The organism is Microbacterium sp. NPDC097977 (assembly GCF_040302605.1).
GTDB lineage: Bacteria > Actinomycetota > Actinomycetes > Actinomycetales > Microbacteriaceae > Microbacterium.
This window is the reverse complement of record NZ_JBEOUR010000002.1, coordinates 1-19,949: the sequence shown is the minus strand read 5'-3', so window position 1 is coordinate 19,949 and position 19,949 is coordinate 1. Positions and strand designations below refer to the sequence as shown.

The window sequence follows — 19,949 nt, the reverse complement described above, 5'->3', positions numbered from 1 at the left end:
GACCCCGCACGGATTTCCGGGTGCGTAAGTGACCCCGCACGGATTTCCGGGTGCGTAACTGACCCCGCACGGAGGAGCGGATGCCGTCCGCTTGTCGCTCGCGCGGGGTGGAGAGGAGGCCGGGTGTCGACGGAGCGACGGCGCTGGAGTCGCTATGTATACGTCGAGGTGCGGTTCATCCCTCGAGGTTCCCTCAGGCTGCGCTTATGTATACACTGAGGGAATGAGCTCCGTCGCCGATCGCATCACCGCGAGCGATCGAGCGCACGCGGCACTGCTGGAGGACATCCAGTCCGGCACGCTTCCTGCTGGCTTCGTGCTGGGCGAGGTGGAGCAGGCCGCCCGCCTCGGTGTCAGCCGCACCCCGATGCGCGAGGCCCTGCGCCGCCTCGCCGCCGACGGGCTGGTCGTGCAGCAGTCCCCGCGGGTCACGGTGGTCGCCGATCTGGATGCCGACGACATCCGCGCTCTGTTCGAGATCCGCCGCGCGCTCGAGGAGAGCTCCGCGCGCCTCGCCGCCCAGCGGGGCGACGCCGCCCTGTTCGCCGGACTCGCCGAGGAGTTCGCGCACGTCGATCTCGGCGCCTCGGCGGGCCGCGACGCGTACTACGCCCTGATCTCCCGCTTCGACGCGGCACTCGACGCCGCGGTCGACAACGACTACATCGCCTCGGCATTGCGCACCGTGCGCACCCACCTCGTGCGGGTGCGTCGCATGGCCCGCGACAAGCCCGCCCGTCTCGCCGCATCCGCCGCCGAGCACCGCACGATCGCCGCCGCCCTCGCCGCACGCGACGGCGACCTCGCCGCCCACGCCACGCACGTGCACCTGCACAATGCGCTCACCGGCATCCTCGACTCCCTCCCCGATCCCGCGACCGAAGGAAGATCATGACCGTCACGCACCACGTCCGCGTCCACCGCAGCGACGAGAATCTCGCCCGTGAAGACCAGCTCGCCTGGAAGATCGCCGAGGTCGCGGCCGACCCGGTCGAGGTCGAGCAGGACGTCGTCGACATGATCATCAACCGCATCATCGACAACGCCTCGGTCGCCGCGGCATCGCTCACCCGCGGACCCATCAATGCGGCCCGCGCCCAGGCGTTCAGCCACCCCGTCTCGACCGGAGGCATCGGGGCCACCGTCTTCGGTGCAGCCCTCGACCACCGCACCAGCCCCGAGTGGGCGGCCTGGGCGAACGGTGTCGCCGTGCGAGAGCTCGACTACCACGACACCTTCCTCGCGGCCGAGTACTCGCACCCGGGCGACAACATCCCGCCGATCCTCGCCGTCGCGCAGCATGCGGGCTCGGACGGACGGGCGCTCGTGCGCGGTATCGCGACGGGTTACGAGATCCAGATGGACCTCGTGCGCGCGATCTGCCTGCACAAGCACAAGATCGACCACGTCGCCCACCTCGGCCCGTCGGCCGCCGCCGGCATCGGCACCCTGCTCGGCCTCGACGTCGAGACGATCTACCAGGCCGTCGGCCAGGGGCTGCACACCACCACCGCCACCCGGCAGAGCCGCAAGGGCGAGATCTCGACCTGGAAGGCGCACGCCCCGGCCTTCGCCGGAAAGCTCGCGGTCGAGGCCGTCGACCGGGCGATGCGCGGGCAGACGAGCCCCGCTCCCATCTACGAGGGCGAAGACGGCGTGATCGCCTGGATGCTCGACGGCAAGGATGCCGCCTACGAGGTGCCGCTGCCCGCCGCGGGCGAGGCGAAGCGCGCGATCCTCGACTCGTACACGAAGGAGCACTCGGCCGAGTATCAGGCGCAGGCGTGGATCGACCTCGCCCGCAAGCTCGGCACCGAGAACCCGGCGCTGCGCGACCCCGCGAACATCGAGGCGATCGTGCTGCACACCAGCCACCACACGCACTACGTGATCGGCTCCGGCGCGAACGACCCGCAGAAGTACGACCCGACGGCATCGCGCGAGACGCTCGACCACTCGATCCCGTACATCTTCGCGGTCGCGCTGCAGGACGGCGGCTGGCACCACGTCGACTCGTACACTCCGGAGCGTGCGGGACGCGAGGACACGGTCGCGCTGTGGCACAAGGTCACCACGGCCGAGGATGCCGAGTGGACGCGCCGCTACCACTCGGAGGACCCCGACGTGAAGGCGTTCGGCGGTCGCGTCGAGTTCCGCCTCACCGACGGCACGACCGTCGTCGACGAGATCGCCGTCGCCGACGCGCATCCGCTCGGCGCCCGACCGTTCGCCCGCGACAACTACATCGCGAAGTTCCGCCTGCTGGCCGAGCCCGTGCTCGAGGCCGCCGAGATCGAGCGGTTCCTCGAGCTCGTGCAGCGCCTGCCCGAGCTCACGGCCGCCGAGGTCGGCGAGCTGTCGATCATCGCGAAGCCCGGCCTGCTCGAGGGTGCCGACGCCCCGAAGGGCCTGTTCTGATGTCGCGTTTCGTCTCGTCGCTTCGCTCCTCGCTCAACGTGCGGGGACTCAGCGACCGGGGACCGTGCCACCGGCTCAACGGCCGGGGACTCCGCTCCTCGCTCCGCGGCCGGGGACTTCGCTCCTCGCTCCGCGGCCGGGGACTTCGCTCCTCGCTCCACGAGCGGGGACTTCGCTCCTCGCTCCACGAGCGGGGACTTCGCTCCTCGCTCCGCGACGCGGGACTTCGCTCCTCGCTCCACGAGCGGGGACTTCCCTTCCGGTCGTTGAGCGAGCGGAGCGAGACGAAACGCGCACCCCGCCAGAGAGGGAAGAACTGATGCTGTACTCCCACGTCACGCCGGCCGAGAAGCGCCGCCTGTTCCGCGAGCGGCTCGCGAGCGGCGAGCTGCTGCGATTCCCCGGCGCCTTCAACCCGCTGAGCGCCCGCCTGATCGAGCAGAAGGGGTTCGACGGGGTCTACATCTCGGGCGCCGTGCTCTCCGCCGACCTCGGGGTGCCCGACATCGGGCTCACCACGCTGACCGAGGTCGCAGGCCGCGCGAAGCAGATCGCGCGCATGACCGACATCCCCGCGATCGTCGACGCCGACACGGGATTCGGCGAGCCTATGAACGTCGCCCGCACCATTCAGGAACTCGAAGACGCGGGCCTGGCCGGCACGCACATCGAAGACCAGATCAATCCGAAGCGCTGCGGCCACCTCGACGGCAAGAGCGTCGTCGACGAGACCACGGCGATCCGTCGCATCCGCGCCGCCGCCGACGCCCGTCGTGACCCGAACTTCCTGATCATGGCGCGCACCGACATCCGTGCGATCGAGGGACTGGAGTCCGCGATCGATCGGGCGAAGGCGCTGGTGGATGCCGGGGCCGACGCCGTGTTCCCCGAGGCGATGCGCACGCTGGCGGAGTTCGAGGCGATGGCGGAGGCGCTCGACGTGCCGATCCTCGCCAACATGACCGAGTTCGGCAAGAGCGACCTCTTCTCGGTCGAGCAGCTGCGGGATGCCGGGGTGAACATGGTCATCTGGCCGGTCTCGCTGCTGCGTATCGCGATGGGCGCCGCGGGCCGTGCGCTCGATACGCTCAACGAGGAGGGGCATCTCACCTCGAAGCTCGGTGAGATGCAGCACCGAGCCGATCTCTACGACCTGATCGATTACGAGTCCTACACGCAGTTCGACTCGGGCGTCGCAGGCTTCACGGTAGACAGAGGGCGTCCCTGACCGCCCTTCGTCTCACTTCCGGGTACTGAGCGCCCTTCGTCGCGCTTGCGGGTCCTGAGCGAGGAGCGAAGCGACGAGACGAAGGGCGCTCAGGGGGCGGGGCTGCGGGATGATGGGTCGCCCAGGAAGCCGGGTTGCGGGACGATGGGTGCTCCAGGACTGAGTGACGATGAGACCATCCGGTTGCTGAGCGAGGAGCGCAGCGACGAGACGAAGTACACGAAGGAGTGAGCATGACCGAGCCGGACATCAAGAAGGGCCTCGCCGGGGTCGTCGTCGACACGACGGCGATCTCGAAGGTCAACCCCGAGACGAACAGCCTGCTCTACCGCGGCTATCCGGTGCAGGAGCTGGCGGCGACCCAGCCTTTCGAGGCGGTCGCCTATCTGCTCTGGCACGGCGAGCTGCCGACATTCGAGGAACTCGCGGCCTTCCGGGCGCAGGAGCGCCCGCATCGCGCCCTGACCGACAACGTCAAGGCGGCGATCGACCTGATCCCGATCGAGGCGCACCCGATGGACGAGGTGCGCACGGCCGTGAGCCTGATCGGCGCGTCCGACACGAACGCCGGCGGTTCGGTGCTCGATGCGGGCGGCAGCCCCGAGGAGAACCTCGAGCGCAGCATCCGTCTGTTCGCCGCTCTTCCCGCGATCGTCGCGTACGGCCAGCGACGTCGCCGCGGCGAGGAGCCGATCGCGCCGCGCGACGACCTCGACTACTCGGCGAACTTCCTCTGGATGACGTTCGGTGAGGAGCCCGACCCGGTCGTCGTCGACGCGTTCAACCGCTCGATGATCCTGTACGCCGAGCACTCGTTCAACGCGTCGACCTTCACGGCTCGCGTGATCACGTCGACCCTGAGCGACCTGTACTCGGCCGTGGTCGGAGCGATCGGTGCGCTCAAGGGCCCGCTGCACGGCGGCGCCAACGAGGCCGTGCTGCACATCTTCGACGAGATCGGCGAGGCGTCGAACGTCGTGCCGTGGCTCGACGAGGCGCTCGCCGAGAAGCGAAAGATCATGGGCTTCGGCCACCGCGTCTACAAGAGCGGCGACTCGAGGGTGCCGACCATGAAGGCGGCGTTGGACACCCTCGTCGCGCACTACGACAAGCCCGAGGTCGCGGCGCTGTACGACGCGCTCGAGTCGGAGTTCGTGGCGCGCAAGGGCATCTACCCGAACCTCGACTATCCCTCGGGCCCGGCGTACAACCTGATCGGCTTCGACACCCTCACCTTCACCCCGCTGTTCGTCGCCGCGCGCGTGACCGGGTGGACGGCGCACGTCATCGAGCAGGCCGGCGCGAACGCGCTGATCCGTCCGCTGTCGTTCTACGACGGGGTCGACGAGCGACACGTCGAGAGCTGAGCGCACCGGTTTCCCGTCCCGCCCGTTGAACGCCCTTCGTCTCGGTGCTTCGCTCCTCGCTCAGGATCCGCGAGCGAGACGAAACGCGCTTGACGTGTGCGCGTTTCGTCTCGGTGCTTCGCTCCGGTTGTTGAGCGAGCGGAGCGAGACGAAACGCGCTCAACGGGCGGGTCTCGGTGCTTCGGCCTCGGACGGGGCGGTGCGGCGCCGCGTCAGGCGAGCTCGATGACCGACCACGACAGCGGCGGCAGCGTCGCGCGCACCGTGCCGTCGACGACCTCGGCGCCGGCGAGCGGCACCATGTGCACAGCATCCGGCGTGGTCTCGAGGTTCGCGGTGTGGCGGTCGCCACCCTCGGGGATCGTCAGGGTCTCGGCGTTCACGACCCGCAGGCCGCTCAGGCCGTGCAGGTCGACGGTGAGGTCGCTCTCCTCGTCGAGTGAGCGGTTCGCGACGAACACGACGACGCGTCCGGTCTCCTCGTCCCAGGTCGCGGCCGCATCGATCGCGTCGACGCCGCCGTAGCGCTTCGTCTCGATCTGCGGAGCCGACACCGCGAGACGCAGGATGCGTCCCTTGGCGAGACGCGCCATGCGCTCGAAGGGCCAGAAGCTCGTCTGGCGCCAGGCCGGGCCGTTCTCCTCCGAGCGGATCGGCGCGATCACGTTGACGAGCTGCGCCTGGTTGGCGATCTTCACGCGGTCGCCGTGCCGCAGCAGGCTGTTGAGCAGCGTGCCCACGACGACGGCATCCGTCACGTTGTAGGTGTCTTCGATCAGACGCGGATGCTTCTTCCACCCGGCCTTCGCGATCTCGACCGACTCGACATCGTTGAACTTCACCTGGTCCCACACGTTCCACTCGTCGAACGAGATGTCGACCTGCTTCGTGTGCTTGCCCGCCGCCTTCACGGCGTCGATCGTCGCGATGACACCGTCGATGAAGGCATCCATGTCGACCGACTCCGCGAGGAACGACTCGGCATCGCCGTCGTGCTCCTGGTAGTACGCGTGCATCGAGATGAAGTCGACCTCGTCGTACGCGTGGGTGAGGACGGTGTTCTCCCAGGTGCCGAACGTCGGCATCGACCGGCCGGAGGATCCCACGGCCACCAGTTCGATGCTGGGGTCGACGAGCTTCATCGCCTTGGCGGACTCCTGAGCGAGCCGGCCGTACTCGGTCGCGGTCTTGCCGCCGATCTGCCACGGTCCGTCGAGCTCGTTGCCCAGGCACCACAGCTTGATGTCGAAGGGCTTCTCGGCGCCGTTCCTGCGACGCAGGTCCGACCAGTACGTGCCGCTCGGGTGGTTGGCGTATTCGACGAGCGAGCGGGCCTCCTCGACACCGCGGGTGCCGAGGTTGATCGCCTCCATCACCTCGACGTCGGCCTCCTTCGCCCAGTCCATGAACTCGTGCAGACCGAACGCGTTGGTCTCGATCGTGTGCCAGGCGCCGTCGATGCGCACGGGGCGATCCTCGACGGGGCCGACGCCGTCTTCCCACCGGTACCCCGAGACGAAGTTGCCTCCGGGGTAGCGGACCACGGTGGGGCCCATCTCCTTCACGAGGGCGAGGACGTCCTGCCGGAAGCCCCGCTCATCGGCCTGCGGGTGTCCCGGCTCGTAGATGCCGGTGTACACGCAGCGCCCCATGTGCTCGACGAACGACCCGAAGAGTCTCCGGGGGACATCGGCGATGGTGAAGTCGCGGTCGATGGTGATGCGGGCCTTGCTCATTGCACTCCTTGATTCTGGCTCTGCGGATTTTCGGCCCGGGGGCCGGGGGAGGGACTACTGACCGCCGAAGCCGCTGGTCGCGACGCCCTTGACGATCTGCTTCTGGAAGATGATGAACACGATGATCAGCGGAAGCGCCGCGAGCACGGCCTGAGCCATGACCTGCGCGTACTGCACGCCGTAGGCGCTGATCACCGTCTGGAGTCCGACCGGCAGCGTCATCAGCGTGGTGTCGTTGATGACGAGGAACGGCCAGAGGAAGTTGTTCCAGGCGCCGATGAACACGAAGATCGCGACGGAGGCGAGGATCGGACGGGAGAGCGGCAGCACGATCGACCAGAAGATGCGGAACCGACTCGCTCCGTCGACGCGCGCCGCGTCCTCGAGCTCGATCGGGATCGCATCGAAGAACCGCTTCAGGATGAAGACCATGGCCGGAGCCACCACCTGCGGCAGGATGAGCCCCCAGTAGGTGTCGATCATGTTGAACGCGAGCATCTCGTAGAACAGCGGGATGATGAGCACCTGCGGCGGCACCACGATCGAGGCGATGATCGCGACGAAGAGCCACTTGCGCCCGGTGAAGTCGAGTCTCGAGAACGCGTAGGCGGCCAGCGCCGAGATCGTGAGGGTGATCAGGGTCACCGCGATCGACGTCCACAGGCTGTTGAAGGCCCAGGTGTAGACGTTGCCCTGCGACAGGATCGCGGTGAAGGCCTCGATCGTCGGACCGGTGGCGCCGATCCACGAGGGGTCTCCGCTGGCGGCATCCGTCTCGGTCTTGAAGGCCGTCGCCACCGCCCAGAGGAACGGCAGCAGCCAGCCGACGGCGAGCACGATCAGCACCACGAGAGCGCTGATGCGCAGTGCGCCGAACGGCTTCTCGCCCGGCAGGTGCGGGCGGCGGGGGCGACGGGGTTTCGCCGTCGTGAGGGTCTCGGTGAGAGTGGCGGTGGACATCACAGCTGCGACTCCTTCCGGCGACGCGAGATCAGAGCCTGCGCGACGCCGATGATGACGATGAGAGCGAAGAACACGTAGGAGATCGCGGCCGAGTAGCCGAATCGGTAGCTGACGAAGCCGGCCTCGTAGATGTACTGGACGATCGAGCGGGTGGTGTCGCTCGCGACGCCGCCGAGCATCTGGTACGCCTGATCGAACAGCTTCAGCGACGCCAGGATCTGCAGGATCAGGATGAGGACGGTCGCCGGGCCCAGCTGGGGGAGTGTGATCGACCAGAACTGCCGCCAGGGACCGGCGCCGTCGAGGGACGCCGCCTCGTACTGCTGCGGCGGGATGTTCTGCATCGCCGCCAGATAGAGCAGGAAGTTGAAGCCGACGGTCCACCAGACGGTGGCGATGACGATCGACAGCATGTTGGTGTCGGGGTTCTGCAGCCAGGCGATCGGCTCGAGACCGAACGCCTGCAGGATGTTGTTGGCCGCACCGATCTGGGGGTTGAAGATCCACACCCAGATCTGCGAGATCACGGTGGAGGCGAGCAGGTACGGCATGAAGAACGACAGGCGCCACAGCCACTGGCCGGGGATGCCGCGATCGACGAGAGCGGCCATCAGCAGCGCGATCACGACGAGCGGCACGGTGGACAGCAGCGTGAACCAGACCGTGTTGCCCATCGAGCGCCACATGACGGGGTCGGCGAGCGCTTCGGCGTAGTTGGCGAACCCGACGAATGCTCCGCCGGCGCCGGTGAGCGACTGGTCGGTGAAGCTGAGGATGATGCCGTGCACGATGGGCCAGGCGAGGAAGAGCACGAACGCGATGAGGAAGGGCGCGAGGAACGCCCAGCTGATGAGCTGTTCGCGGTTGCGGGATCCCGCACGGCGGGCCGGTGCGCCGGTCTTCGAACCGGTGACGATCGTGCGGGTCGAGTCGGTGGCCGCGGTGGTGGTCGTCATGATGCGAACGTCCCCTCGGGGTCTGCCGGGTTCGGCTGTCGGAGGAGGGTGTTCACACGCGCTTCGAAACGGTCGACGGCCGCGGCGGGGTCGTCGCCCGAGAGCAGCACGCCTTGCACGGCGGCGCCGAACTCGCCCTGGAAGTTCGATCCGGATCCGGTGAACCACGCGGTCGGGTCGTACACCACCTGCTGCGCGGCCTCGGCGTAGTGCGCCTGCGGGATCAGGTCGGCGTATTCGGCGGATTCGGTGACGGGGAGGAACGCGGGGATGTGCCCCGCCTCCGCCCAGCCGAACGAGCCCTTGAGCATGTCGGCCACGAACCGGTAGGTGAGGTCGCGCTTCTCGTCGTCGGCGTTCGCCTGGTGCGGAAGCACGAACGAGTGTGAGTCGGCGTAGACCGCCGGGGTGCCGTAGAGGGTGGGGATCATCGTCGCGTCGAACGGGATCCCCGCGTTCTGCATGGTGCGCAGCTCCCAGACGCCGGTGAACAGCATCCCGCTCTTGCCGGTCGCGAACTCGGCGACCGCGCTGCCGTAGTCGGCCTGCGCGAGGGCGATCTCGCCGTCGAGCAGGGTGCGCATCAGTGAGAGCGATTCGACGGCGGCATCCTTGTCGATCACGGCCTTGCCACCCGCGGGCAGCTCCATCGCGCCGCCGTGCTGCGAGTAGAACGTGTAGAAGAGGCGCCACATCTGAGCGCCGTCGCCGAGGTACCCGTACGAGAGCGCATGGCCCTCGGCCTGGCCGCCGATGGCCCGCAGCTGATCGAGGAACTCCTCGGGAGACGTCGTCTGCTGCAGACGCCCGTCGCTGTCGAGGACTCCTGCGGCGTCGCACACGTCGGTGTTGAACATCGCCACGAACGGATGCGCGTCGAGAGCGATGCTGTACATGTTCTCGCCGACGAAGCCCTTCTCCCAGATCGGCTTCGGGAACGTCGTGCTGTCGACGCCGAGCGAGGCCAGCCGGTCGAGGTCCCACGTGTCGAGCAGGCCTCCGGGCGCCCAGCCGACCGTGCGGGTGGCGTGCATGATGGCGACGTCGGGGGCGCGGCCGCCGGCTCCGGCCATCGCGAGCTTCGTGTAGTAGGGCGTGCCCCAGGCGAGCACGGTGGGCCGGATGCGATATGCGTCCTGTGCGGCGTTGGCGGTGTCGAGCAACTGCGACATCGTCACGCCGTCGCCGCCCGAGAGCAGGTGCCAGAACTGCAGTGTCTGGGCGTTCGTGCCCGGCGTGGTGCCGGGGGCGCACCCGGCGAGCAGAGCCGCGGCGGCCGTGACCGAGGCGGCAGTCAGAAACTGCCGCCGAGACATATCGAGCGGGGGCGTCATCGTCACTCCTTCGTGACAGCGGTGAGGGTCGACCCATCATTACATCGATGTAATCGACGGCGCAAGAGAGTTCCGATGCGGACGCGTCCACGGACCGGAGCGGGTGCGTCAGGGGCGGTGGCCGCGCGGGGTGCCGCGTGTGCTGTCGCGCTCGAGCAGGTGGTGCGACAGGGTGAGCGACCGCGGCGGGGCGGTGCGGTCGTCCATGCGCGACTCCAGCAGGCCGAGCGCGGCATCCGCGAAGGCGCGACGGTCGAAGGCGATGGTCGTCAGCGAGGGAGACGTGTAGCGCGAGAACTCGACGTCGTCGAAGCCGGTCACGATCACATCGTCGGGAACGCTCACGCCGTGATCGTGCAGCGCATGCAGGGCGCCGAGGGCGAGCGTATCGGTGAGGGCGATGATCGCGTCGAAGGCGACGCCACGGCGGAACAGCGTCTGCACGCCCTCGGCGCCACCCGTCATCGACCACGGCATCGGATTGATCTCGAGAGCGGTGTCCCGCGTGATGCCGGCCTCGCGCAGGGCGTCGTGCACGCCCTCGAGGCGCAGTCGGCTCGTCGCGGTGGCCACCGCGGAGTCGTCGTCGGCGCCGATCACGGCGATGCGGGTGGCCCCGCGGGAGAGCACGTGTCTGGTCGCCTCGGCCGCCGCGCGCCGGCTGTCGATGCGGACGTGATCGGCCCGGTTTTGCTCGACCTCGCCGAGCACGACGAGAGGGGGCAGGCGGTCGGCGTACTTCAGCACGCTGTCCTCGAGGCGGATGGGGTTGAGGATCAGCCCGTCGACCAGGTGAGCGCGCGCTCGGGAGACGAGCTCGCGCTCGCGCTCCGGGTCGGTCGCCGTCTCTTCGATCTGCACGGCGAGGCCGCGCTCGTGAGCAGCCTCGACGAGGCGGTGCACGAGCTCGGCCGAGAACGCCGTCGCGAGGTCCGGGAGCGCCACGGCGATGATTCCCGAGCGTCCCTTGCGCAGCCCCCTGGCGTTGAGGTTGGGGACGAAGTCGAGCTGCGCCATGGCCGCGTCGACCTTGCGCCGGGTCTCCTCGCTCACCGCGGTCGTGCCGGTGACGACGTTCGAGACGGTCTTGGGCGAGACCCCTGCGAGCGCCGCCACGTCCTTCATCGTCGCGCGGGGCGGCGGCATCGCTGTCATGCGGTCAGCCTAGCGACGGAGGGGCGGCCCGCTTCGTACATCGATGTACTCCCCGGAGTGCTGGCTACTATGGCGCCATGACGATCGAACGCAACTGGGCCGGCAATCTCACGTACCGGGCGTCACGGATCGAGCATCCGTCGTCGATCGCCGAGCTGCAGGAGGTGTTCGCAGGCGGCGGGGCGATGCGGATGCTCGGCTCCCGCCACTGCTTCAACGACATCGCCGACACCGACGGGGTGCTCGTCGTGCTCGACCGTCTGCCCGAGGTGTTCGAGGTGAACGCCGCCCGTGACGCGGTGCGCGTCTCGGGCGGGCTGCGCTACGGCGACATCGGCCCGCGCCTCGCGGCCGAGGGCCTGGCGCTCGCGAACCTCGCCTCGCTGCCCCACATCTCGGTCGCCGGCGCGGTCGCGACGGGCACGCACGGGTCCGGAGACGCGCTCGGCTCGCTGGCGTCGTCCGTGCGTGCGCTCACCGTCGTCACGCCGGCGGGCGAGGTGCGTGCCCTCTCCCGTGGCGACGAGGACTTCGAGGGTGCGGTCGTGAGCCTCGGCGCGCTCGGCGCGGTGGTCGACGTGACGCTCGACGTGGAGCCGACCTACGACGTGGCGCAGCACGTGTTCGAGCATCCGTCCTGGGACGCGATCCTCGCGGACTTCGACGAGGTCACCGGCGTCGGCACGAGCGTCAGCATCTTCTCGACGTGGACCCGCACCGACATCGCCGACCAGATCTGGGTCAAGCAGCGTCATCCCGAGGCGCATGAGCTGCTGCGCGACGACCTGTTCGAACGGCTCGGCGCGGAGCCGGCCGCGAGCACGCGGCATCCGATCCTCGGCGTCGATCCCATCGCCTGCACGGACCAACTCGGCGTGCCAGGGCCCTGGTTCGAGCGCCTCGCGCACTTCAAGCTCGAGTTCACCCCGTCCGCCGGCGCGGAGATCCAGAGCGAGTATCTGGTGCCCCGGGCGGATGCCGTGGCCGCGATCCAGGCGGTGCGCACCCTCGCCGGGCAGATCGCCCCGCTGCTGCTCGTGAACGAGATCCGCACGGTCGCCGCGGACGACCTCTGGCTGAGCTCCGCGCACGGCACGGATGCCGTCGGCATCCACTTCACGTGGAAGCCCGACGAGGCGGCCGTCCGCGCCTTCCTCCCCACGCTCGAAGCACTGCTCCCGGCGACCGCCCGCCCGCACTGGGGCAAGGTGTTCGCGCTCGACCCCGCCGAGGTGCGCTCGCGGTACACGCGATGGGACGACTTCGCTGCGCTGGCCGCCCGCTTCGACCCCGAGCGTCGCCTCGTGAACCCCTACCTCGAGCGGCTCGGTCTGTAACGAGCACCCGGTGTTCTGGATTTCACCTTGTGTCCTCCAATCTGTTACCGGTAACATCCGAACCGTAGTGATCATCGCGGCCCGCCAGGGCCACCGGGCTCTCGTCGTGCGAGGCTCCGGCATCTCAAGGAGGAGAGTGCATGAACAGCATCGCGGTCATCCCGCTCAGTCCACACGGTCGCCCTGTCGCGGCCCGTCGTCCGGAGCGAGCCGTCCGGCAGGGGACCCCCCGACAGTCCCGCTGAGTCCGCCGGGAAAGCGTTCCGCCGAACCGCACCTCACGACCCCGCGACCCCACGACCCCACAAGGGACCGACGACCGTCTCGGTGATCCACCGCGGCGGACGAGTCGGTCGCATCCCCACCCTCGCCTGAGGTCCCCACCCGCGACGGCCTCCCTCTCTGAGAGAGCGCCGTCATCGGAGCGCGCCCGCGCGCCCTCGAGCGATCGATACACAAGGAGAACACCCGTGAAGTCCCAGCCCAGATCCGCCGATCGGCAGCGCCGCCGATCCCTCTCGCGCCCCGCCGCGCTGTGGGGGATCGCTGCCCTCCTCGCCTCGTCCGTCACCGCGGTGGCCGCACCCGGAGCGGCGGTCGCCGCCCCCACGAACTCCGTCTCCCACGGCGCCTTCGAGACCGGGGTGACGGTGACCGAGCCGCCCGCGGTTCCCGGCAACCTCCTGCCGGACGGCAGGTTCGTCTCCGACCTGGCCGGGTGGACCAACGTCCGCGGCGGCACGCTCGCCCTCGGCGATGATGCCGCCAGCGGCGCGCACGCCCTCACGGTCACCGGCCGCGAGAACACCCAGTCGGGTCCGTTCGCGAGCGTCGTCGACAAGATCGAGCTGGGTGCCACCTACCGGCTCACCGGCTCGCTCAGATACGACGAGGGCAACCCGACCCAGCAGTTCAACTTCACGTTCTGCCCCACGAACTTCAACGGCTGCGCCGACTACGGCCACACGTTCACGAAGGGTGAGTGGGGCACGTTCTCGCAGGAGTTCACCGCCGAGGCGAAGCACGTCGCGGCGGGATGGCTGTTCGTGGAGACGCCGTGGGGCTCCGGCGCGCTGCAGGACTTCTCGGTCGACGACGTCTCGCTGGTCAAGATCGCCGACGCGCCGGAGGTGCCCGCCTTCACGAGCCTCGAGAAGGTGCAGACCAAGCCCATCGGCGACCACAACCCTCTCGTCGGGCACAAATTCGGTGCGGACCCGCATCACCTCGTGTACAACGGTCGTCTCTACATCTACTCGACCGATGACACGCAGCAGTACGAGCTGAACAGCAAGGACGAGAACGGCCTGCCGACGCAGTCGAACGGCTACGGCGGCATCACCCGCCTGAACGTGATGTCCACGACCGACATGGTCAACTGGGTCGATCACGGCGCGGTGCCGATCGCTCGCGAAGGCGGTGCCGCACCGTGGTCCCGCAACTCCTGGGCACCGGCGGCCATCGAGAAGGACGGCAACGTCTATCTCTACTTCTGCGACAACGGAACCGGCACCGCCGTCGTCGTCGGCGGCTCGCCCCTGGGCCCGTGGACCGATCCGGTGGGCAAGAAGATCATTCCCGACACCGTGTCGCCCGACTACATCGCCGGAGGCGGGTTCCCCGCAGGCATGTGGCTGTTCGACCCCGAGGTCTTCATTGACGACGACGGACAGGGCTACCTGTACTTCGGCGGCAACTCGCAGATCGGCACCGCGCCGAACGTGCAGGGACCGCAGAATCCGAAGTCGACCCGGGTGGTGAAGCTGAAGGACGACATGGTCACCCTCGACGGCGACCCGGTCGAGATCGACGCCCCCGGCATCTTCGAGGCATCGAGCATCTTCAAGCGCGACGGCAAGTACTACTACTCCTACTCGTCGAACTTCCAGGTGAACGAAGTGCCCGGGCAGTATCCGTCGCGCGGGGGAATCGCCTACATGATGACCGATGACCCGATGACGCTCGGCTCGTCGGAGTATGCGGGTGTGGCGTTCCAGAACCAGGGCACGTTCTTCGGTGCGGGCAACGGCGGCAACAACCACTCCGACATGTTCAGCTACAAGGGCGAGACCTACTTCACCTACCACGCGCAGACGCGCGGGGCGGCGTGGGCGGAGGCTCTCGGCACCCCCGGCGCGACGCAGGGCTACCGCTCGGTGCACATCGACAAGCTCGAGTTCAACGACGACGGCACCATCAAGCCGATCGTCGGAACGCGCGCAGGCGTGGAGCAGGTCGAGAGCTTCGACCCGTACCGCACCTTCGAGGCGGAGACGCTCGCCTGGCAGCTCGGCATCGCCACGGCCACGACGGATGCCGTCTCGGTCGAGTTCCCCGAGCACAACGGGTCGGGGAACATGGTGCTCTCGAGCGTCGATGACGGAGACTTCTCGGGCATCGCGGGTGTCGACTTCGGCGCCGGCGCCCAGACGGTGTCGGCGACGGTGAAGCCGCTGGTCGCCGGAGGCAGCATCCAGGTGCGTCTGGATGACGTCGACGGTCCCGTCGTGGCGGAGATCCCTGTCGACGGCGCGGTCGGAGAGTGGGCGACGGTCGAGGCCGACGTCACCGGCGCCGCGGGCGAACACGATGTGTTCTTCGTCTTCGCCGGCGCCGAGGGCGCGGATGCCGAGACCGACCTGTTCGAGGTCGACAACTGGGCCTTCGCCCCGATCGACGACAGCCCCGAGGTGGAGCTGGAGGCTCAGCTCTCGGTCTCGAAGGTCGCAGCGGGTGGTTCTGTCACCGTGACCGCCACCGGCGTGACGGCGGACGAGGTCGAGATCGGCATCGAGAGCACCTACCGCAAGCTCGCGACCGCGACCACCGCCGACGGGCGGATCGAAGCGACCGTGGTGATCCCCGCCGATACGACGGCGGGTGCGCACCACATCGTGCTCCGTGACGGGGAGACGGAGCTCGCACGACTGCCGCTCACCGTCGCCCGCGCCGACACCGGCGGCGGTACCGACGGTGGAACGGACGGTGGCACCGATGGCGGGACTGACGGTGGAACGGACGGTGGCACCGATGGTGGAACGGACGGCGGTACCGACGGTGGGACTGACGGTGGGACCGACGGTGGCACCGACGGCGGGACTGACGGCGGTACCGACGGGGGGACGGACGGCGGGACTGATGGCGGGACCGACGGCGGCATCGACGGCGGCACCGACGGCGGTGGCCCCGGTACCCCGTCGACAGGCGGTGGCACGTCGACCGGCGGTGGTCCGTCCACCGGCGTGGGTACCGGCAGTACCCTCGCGAACACCGGAGGGGACGCGGGTGCGTCGCTGACGGCGGCGTCGCTCGGCGCTCTTCTCCTGGCGCTCGGATCCGGGGTCTGGATCCTGCGTCGCAGAGGCCGCTCGGTCGTGAAGGCCGAGTCGGAGTGAGGCGCGGTCGCCGCTTCCCCGCGGCGACCGACCTCGGGAGCCCGCCTCCTCCTGCTGCCCCCAGAGCAGGAAGGGGCGGGCTCCTCGTCCCTCGGCGAGGAGGGCCCGCCTGTCGTGCGTCCGCCGGCACTCGCCGGCAGATCCGATCAGCGGATCGACACACGCAATCGTGCGATCTACGCGTGCGCGCCCCGATTGCACGGCCGTGCCTGTTCTCGGTAACATCTCTGCAGGCGGGACCGACGGAGGTGCGCATGCCCAACCTCGGCTCGGACAAGCCCGGCCTCCGTCACGTGGCAGACCTCGCGGGTGTCTCGCACATGACCGTGTCCCGGGTGCTCAACGATCACCCGAACATCAAGCCCGACACGAAGCGCCGCGTCCTCGAGGCGATCGAAGAGCTCGACTATCGCCCCAACCTCGTGGCCAGGGCGCTCGCCACCCAGCGCACGCGCCGGATCGGCGTCATCGTCGAGAGTGCGGTGGCGCACGGGCCGACCAGCATCCTGCGCGCGGTCGAGCTGTCCGCCCGAGCGGCGGGGTACTCGGTCACGCCGGTGGCGCTGCACGAGGGCGACGCCCTGTCGCCGCAGGAGGCGGTCGACCATCTCGTCACGCAGGGCGTCGATGCGCTGTGCGTGATCGCGCCGCGCTCGTCGTCGGTGGCCGCGCTCCGCCGCATCGCGATCACGGTGCCGATGCTCGTCGTCAAGGCCGACGCCGACCCCACGTTCCTCACCGTCTCGATCGACCAGCACGCCGGCACGACCCTGGTCGTCGACCATCTGGTCGCGCTGGGCCACCGCGACATCCTGCATCTGGCGGGGCCCCTCGACTGGCTGGACGCCAGGGCCAGGGAGCGCGCGTTCCACACCAGGGCGAAGTCGTGGGGCATCCGCGAGCGCCCGATCGTCGTGGGCGACTGGTCGGCCGACTTCGCGTACGACTTCGCGAAGGGGCTCACCCGGCTGCCCGAGTACACGGCGATCTTCGCCGCCAACGACGACATGGCGATCGGCCTCGTCCACGGACTGCATGACCGAGGGTTCGAGGTGCCGACCGACCTCAGCGTCGTCGGATTCGACGACATCCCCCTCGCCCGGCACTTCCTGCCGCCGCTCACGACCGTGCGTCAGGACTTCGGCTCCCTCGGCGCCTCCGTCGTCGAGATGCTGCGGGCGGCGATCGAGGGCCGCGACATCCCCGCGCTCACCCGCATCCCGACGGAGCTGGTGCCCCGGGCCTCGTCCGCCGCCCCCCGGGAGGTGCGATGACCGCCGACCGAGCCCCCGAGCCGGTCGTGCGTCTGGAGAGCATCACGGTCGAGTTCCCCGGTGCGCGCGCTCTCGACGGCGTCGACTTCCGGCTCTTCGCCGGCGAGGTGCACGCCGTGATGGGCGAGAACGCGGCCGGCAAGTCGACGCTGGTCGGCGTGATCACGGGAACCCATGCCCCGGATGCCGGGTCGGTTCTCGTCGACGGCGAGCCGCGCCGCTTCTCCGGCGTCGCCGACAGCCGCGCCGCGGGCATCGCCACCGTCTTCCAGGAGGCGCAGCTGAGCCCGAACCTCAGCGTCGCCGAGAACGTGATGCTGGGCCGGGAGCGCCGAGGGCGCTTCGGGATCGACTGGCGCCGTACGAGGACGGACGCGGCCGAGGCGCTGGCCTGGCTGGGGCTCGAGGATCTCGATCCGAAGACGCCCCTGTCGCTGCTGACCCCTGCGCAGAAGCAGCTCGTGGCGCTGGCTCGGGCCGTCGTCGACGAGCCGAGAGTGCTGGTGCTGGACGAGCCGACGTCGAGTCTCGACGTCGCGGAGGTCGCGACGCTGATGCGCGTCATCCGTGGGCTCCGCGCGCGGGGCGTGGCGATCCTGTTCATCTCGCACTTCCTCGAGCAGGCGTTCGCGATCAGCGACCGCATGACGGTGCTGCGCGGGGGGAGAAGGGTGGGCGAATACGCCACCCGCGACCTGGACCGCGCGGATCTCATCTCGAAGATGCTCGGCAAGGACATCGAGAGCCTCAGGGCGCTCGGATCCGAACGCAAGGCGCACCACTACGCCTCCGATGGGCAGCCCGCCCTGCAGGCGTCGGATCTGGGCCGCCGCGGCGAGCTCGAGCAGATGGACATCGAGATCCAGCGGGGTGAGATCGTGGGCCTCGCGGGGCTGCGGGGGTCGGGGCGCACCGAGGTGGCCTCGCTGCTGAGCGGCACCGTGCGCGCAGACAGCGGCGTGCTCTGGATCGACGGAGAGCAGGTGCAGCTGCGCAGCCCCTCGGTGGCGCTGCGGCATCGGATCGCGCTGTCGGCGGAGAACCGCGGCACGCACGGGATCATCGGCGAGCTCACGGCCAGGGAGAACATGATCCTGTCGCTGCAGGCGCTGCGCGGCTGGTCGAGGCCGCTCGCGCCGGCCGAGGCGTCGGCCCTCGTGGAGACCTATGTCGAGGCCCTGCATCTCGATCCGGCCGATCTCGATCGACCGGTCGGCGTGCTCTCGGGCGGTACGCAGCAGAAGATCCTGCTCGCTCGGGCGCTGGCCGTGCGCCCGCACGTGCTGATCCTCGACGAGCCGACCCGGGGGATCGACATCGCCGCCAAGGTCGACGTGCAGCGGCGGATCAGCCAGCTGGCGGGAGACGGGGTCGCGGTGGTCTTCATCTCGTCGGAGCTCGAGGAGGTCGTGCGGCTGAGCGATCGCATCATCGTGCTCAAGGACCGCGAGAAGATCGGCGAGCTCAGCAACGGACCGGGTGTGACGGTCGACACGGTCGTGGAGATGATCGCCGCGGAGCTCGGCCACAGCGTCGAACTGTGATCGGTAACAGAATCGTTAGACACCGAAACCGTTGATTTGAGGAACACCTCTTGTGTTCCAGAAATTGTTCCCGGTAACATCACGGCAGGACACGCGATATCGCGGTCCTGCAATCACGACAGGGACCACGGCGGTCCATCGTTGCCGGAGTGACTACCGGCGTCTCGAAGAGGAGAGAAAATGTCCGCGAAGAAGCGCATCCGCATCGCGTTCGGCCTGGCAGCAGTCGGCGCACTCACCATCGGCCTCGCGGCCTGCTCGACCGGAGACTCCGGGGAAGAGGGCGCAGGTTCCGACGGTGTCACCACCGTCGGCTTCGTCGCCGTCGGACCCGAGGGCGCCTGGCGTGAGGCCAACGAGCAGAACATCCAGGACACGTTCACCGAGGAGGCCGGGTACGACCTCAAGTACGCCCCGGCCACCAACCTCGACCAGAAGTCGCAGATCGACGCGTTCACGTCGTTCGTCGATGAGGGCGTCGACGTGATCCTGCTGTCGGCCACCGAGGCCTCCGGCTGGGAGGACTCCCTCAAGCGTGCGCAGGAGGCCGAGATCCCGGTGATCCTCCTCGACCGCGGTATCGAGCCCGACGACGACAGCCTGTACGTGACCCGCATCGCCCCCGACAACGTCGAGGTCGCGAAGGAGGTCGGCGCCTGGGCCGCCGCCACGTTCCCCGACGGCGGCAACTACGTCGTGCTCGAGGGTCCCGCCGGCGTCGGCGTCGTGAACGAGCGCAACGAGGGCTTCGATGAGGGACTCGCCGGTTCGTCGCTGAAGAAGCTCGACGCGCAGACCGCCAACTGGTCGGCCGAGGAGGGCAAGAGCGTCTTCGAGACCATGCTCAAGTCGTCGGGCAACGACATCCAGCTCGTGTTCGCGCAGAACGACGAGATGGGACTCGGCGCGGCGCAGGCCGCCGAGGAGGCCGGCCTCGTCGTGGGCACCGACGTCAAGATCGCCACGATCGACGGCACCAAGAACGCCATGACGGCCCTCGCCGACGGTGAGCTCAGCTACGTGCACGAGTACAACCCGCTGTTCGGCGACACCGCTCTCGACGTGGTGGAGAAGACGCTGGCCGGCGAGGACGTCGACTCGTACATCGTCGTCCCGAGCGAGGCGTTCGACTCCGCCGAGGCCGCGCAGGCCGTGCTGGCAGACCGCAAGTACTGATCGAGAACCGACCCCGACGCCGGAGGGATCCGGCAGCGAGTCCGGGTGGCGCAGCGTCTGCGCCAC

General features: G+C 69.1%; 14 protein-coding genes. 9 read left to right on the top strand and 5 right to left on the bottom strand.

Annotation, left to right across the window (positions count from 1 at the left end):
• The first annotated feature begins 223 nt into the window (after window positions 1–223).
• The 4 genes from ABTZ43_RS00720 (at window position 224) to ABTZ43_RS00705 (ending at window position 5,013) form a co-directional block, all read left to right on the top strand.
• On the top strand, window positions 224–895 hold the full coding sequence (locus ABTZ43_RS00720) for a GntR family transcriptional regulator (protein ID WP_350537520.1): 672 nt from the start codon (window positions 224–226) through the stop codon (window positions 893–895).
• On the top strand, window positions 892–2,418 hold the full coding sequence (locus ABTZ43_RS00715) for an MmgE/PrpD family protein (protein ID WP_350537519.1): 1,527 nt from the start codon (window positions 892–894) through the stop codon (window positions 2,416–2,418). Before ABTZ43_RS00720 ends, ABTZ43_RS00715 begins: the two co-directional genes overlap by 4 nt.
• Before the next feature lie 319 nt (window positions 2,419–2,737).
• Window positions 2,738–3,646, top strand: coding sequence for a methylisocitrate lyase (gene prpB / locus ABTZ43_RS00710; RefSeq protein ID WP_056415296.1), 909 nt, complete (start codon window positions 2,738–2,740; stop codon window positions 3,644–3,646).
• Between the two features lie 233 nt (window positions 3,647–3,879).
• Window positions 3,880–5,013: a bifunctional 2-methylcitrate synthase/citrate synthase gene (locus tag ABTZ43_RS00705; RefSeq protein WP_350537518.1), complete on the top strand. Its 1,134-nt coding sequence runs from the start codon at window positions 3,880–3,882 to the stop codon at window positions 5,011–5,013.
• A gap of 212 nt (window positions 5,014–5,225) precedes the next feature.
• Here ABTZ43_RS00705 and arfA read toward each other — a convergent pair whose 3' ends face one another.
• From arfA to ABTZ43_RS00680, 5 genes are all read right to left on the bottom strand, one after another.
• Entirely contained in the window at window positions 5,226–6,749 is a 1,524-nt protein-coding gene (gene arfA, locus ABTZ43_RS00700; protein ID WP_350537517.1) for an arabinosylfuranosidase ArfA, read from the bottom strand.
• A gap of 54 nt (window positions 6,750–6,803) precedes the next feature.
• The gene (locus ABTZ43_RS00695) at window positions 6,804–7,709 is read right to left on the bottom strand and encodes a carbohydrate ABC transporter permease (protein ID WP_350537516.1); all 906 of its coding nucleotides are present in this window, start codon (window positions 7,707–7,709) and stop codon (window positions 6,804–6,806) included.
• Entirely contained in the window at window positions 7,709–8,668 is a 960-nt protein-coding gene (locus tag ABTZ43_RS00690; RefSeq protein ID WP_149422213.1) for a carbohydrate ABC transporter permease, read from the bottom strand. Before ABTZ43_RS00690 ends, ABTZ43_RS00695 begins: the two co-directional genes overlap by 1 nt.
• The gene (locus ABTZ43_RS00685; RefSeq protein WP_350537515.1) at window positions 8,665–10,002 is read right to left on the bottom strand and encodes an extracellular solute-binding protein; all 1,338 of its coding nucleotides are present in this window, start codon (window positions 10,000–10,002) and stop codon (window positions 8,665–8,667) included. The genes ABTZ43_RS00690 and ABTZ43_RS00685 overlap by 4 nt, the downstream gene beginning before the upstream one ends.
• A 108-nt stretch (window positions 10,003–10,110) precedes the next feature.
• Window positions 10,111–11,157, bottom strand: coding sequence for a LacI family DNA-binding transcriptional regulator (locus ABTZ43_RS00680; RefSeq protein WP_149422215.1), 1,047 nt, complete (start codon window positions 11,155–11,157; stop codon window positions 10,111–10,113).
• 77 nt (window positions 11,158–11,234) lie between these two features.
• Here ABTZ43_RS00680 and ABTZ43_RS00675 point away from each other — a divergent pair, with 77 nt between their 5' ends.
• The 5 genes from ABTZ43_RS00675 to ABTZ43_RS00655 all read left to right on the top strand — a co-directional run bounded on the left by ABTZ43_RS00675 (window position 11,235) and on the right by ABTZ43_RS00655 (window position 19,883).
• Window positions 11,235–12,494, top strand: a complete 1,260-nt coding sequence (locus ABTZ43_RS00675) for a D-arabinono-1,4-lactone oxidase (protein WP_350537514.1) — start codon at window positions 11,235–11,237, stop codon at window positions 12,492–12,494.
• 470 nt (window positions 12,495–12,964) lie between these two features.
• Entirely contained in the window at window positions 12,965–15,889 is a 2,925-nt protein-coding gene (locus tag ABTZ43_RS00670; RefSeq protein WP_350537513.1) for a family 43 glycosylhydrolase, read from the top strand.
• A 254-nt stretch (window positions 15,890–16,143) separates the two neighbouring features.
• Window positions 16,144–17,163, top strand: a complete 1,020-nt coding sequence (locus ABTZ43_RS00665; protein WP_350537512.1) for a LacI family DNA-binding transcriptional regulator — start codon at window positions 16,144–16,146, stop codon at window positions 17,161–17,163.
• Window positions 17,160–18,707 (top strand): sugar ABC transporter ATP-binding protein, encoded by a 1,548-nt coding sequence (locus ABTZ43_RS00660; protein WP_350537511.1) that lies wholly within the window; start codon window positions 17,160–17,162, stop codon window positions 18,705–18,707. The genes ABTZ43_RS00665 and ABTZ43_RS00660 overlap by 4 nt, the downstream gene beginning before the upstream one ends.
• 180 nt (window positions 18,708–18,887) lie before the next feature.
• Window positions 18,888–19,883 (top strand): substrate-binding domain-containing protein, encoded by a 996-nt coding sequence (locus ABTZ43_RS00655; protein WP_350537510.1) that lies wholly within the window; start codon window positions 18,888–18,890, stop codon window positions 19,881–19,883.
• Window positions 19,884–19,949: the final 66 nt, after the last annotated feature.

Excerpts from the sequence above, each read along its gene's own strand:
- ABTZ43_RS00720 (WP_350537520.1), top strand. The coding sequence starts at position 224 with ATGAGCTCCGTCGCCGATCGCATCACCGCGAGCGATCGAGCGCACGCG.
- ABTZ43_RS00715 (WP_350537519.1), top strand. The coding sequence starts at position 892 with ATGACCGTCACGCACCACGTCCGCGTCCACCGCAGCGACGAGAATCTC.
- prpB (WP_056415296.1), top strand. The coding sequence starts at position 2,738 with ATGCTGTACTCCCACGTCACGCCGGCCGAGAAGCGCCGCCTGTTCCGC.
- ABTZ43_RS00705 (WP_350537518.1), top strand. The coding sequence starts at position 3,880 with ATGACCGAGCCGGACATCAAGAAGGGCCTCGCCGGGGTCGTCGTCGAC.
- arfA (WP_350537517.1), bottom strand. The coding sequence starts at position 6,749 with ATGAGCAAGGCCCGCATCACCATCGACCGCGACTTCACCATCGCCGAT.
- ABTZ43_RS00695 (WP_350537516.1), bottom strand. The coding sequence starts at position 7,709 with ATGTCCACCGCCACTCTCACCGAGACCCTCACGACGGCGAAACCCCGT.
- ABTZ43_RS00690 (WP_149422213.1), bottom strand. The coding sequence starts at position 8,668 with ATGACGACCACCACCGCGGCCACCGACTCGACCCGCACGATCGTCACC.
- ABTZ43_RS00685 (WP_350537515.1), bottom strand. The coding sequence starts at position 10,002 with ATGACGCCCCCGCTCGATATGTCTCGGCGGCAGTTTCTGACTGCCGCC.
- ABTZ43_RS00680 (WP_149422215.1), bottom strand. The coding sequence starts at position 11,157 with ATGACAGCGATGCCGCCGCCCCGCGCGACGATGAAGGACGTGGCGGCG.
- ABTZ43_RS00675 (WP_350537514.1), top strand. The coding sequence starts at position 11,235 with ATGACGATCGAACGCAACTGGGCCGGCAATCTCACGTACCGGGCGTCA.
- ABTZ43_RS00665 (WP_350537512.1), top strand. The coding sequence starts at position 16,144 with ATGCCCAACCTCGGCTCGGACAAGCCCGGCCTCCGTCACGTGGCAGAC.
- ABTZ43_RS00660 (WP_350537511.1), top strand. The coding sequence starts at position 17,160 with ATGACCGCCGACCGAGCCCCCGAGCCGGTCGTGCGTCTGGAGAGCATC.
- ABTZ43_RS00655 (WP_350537510.1), top strand. The coding sequence starts at position 18,888 with ATGTCCGCGAAGAAGCGCATCCGCATCGCGTTCGGCCTGGCAGCAGTC.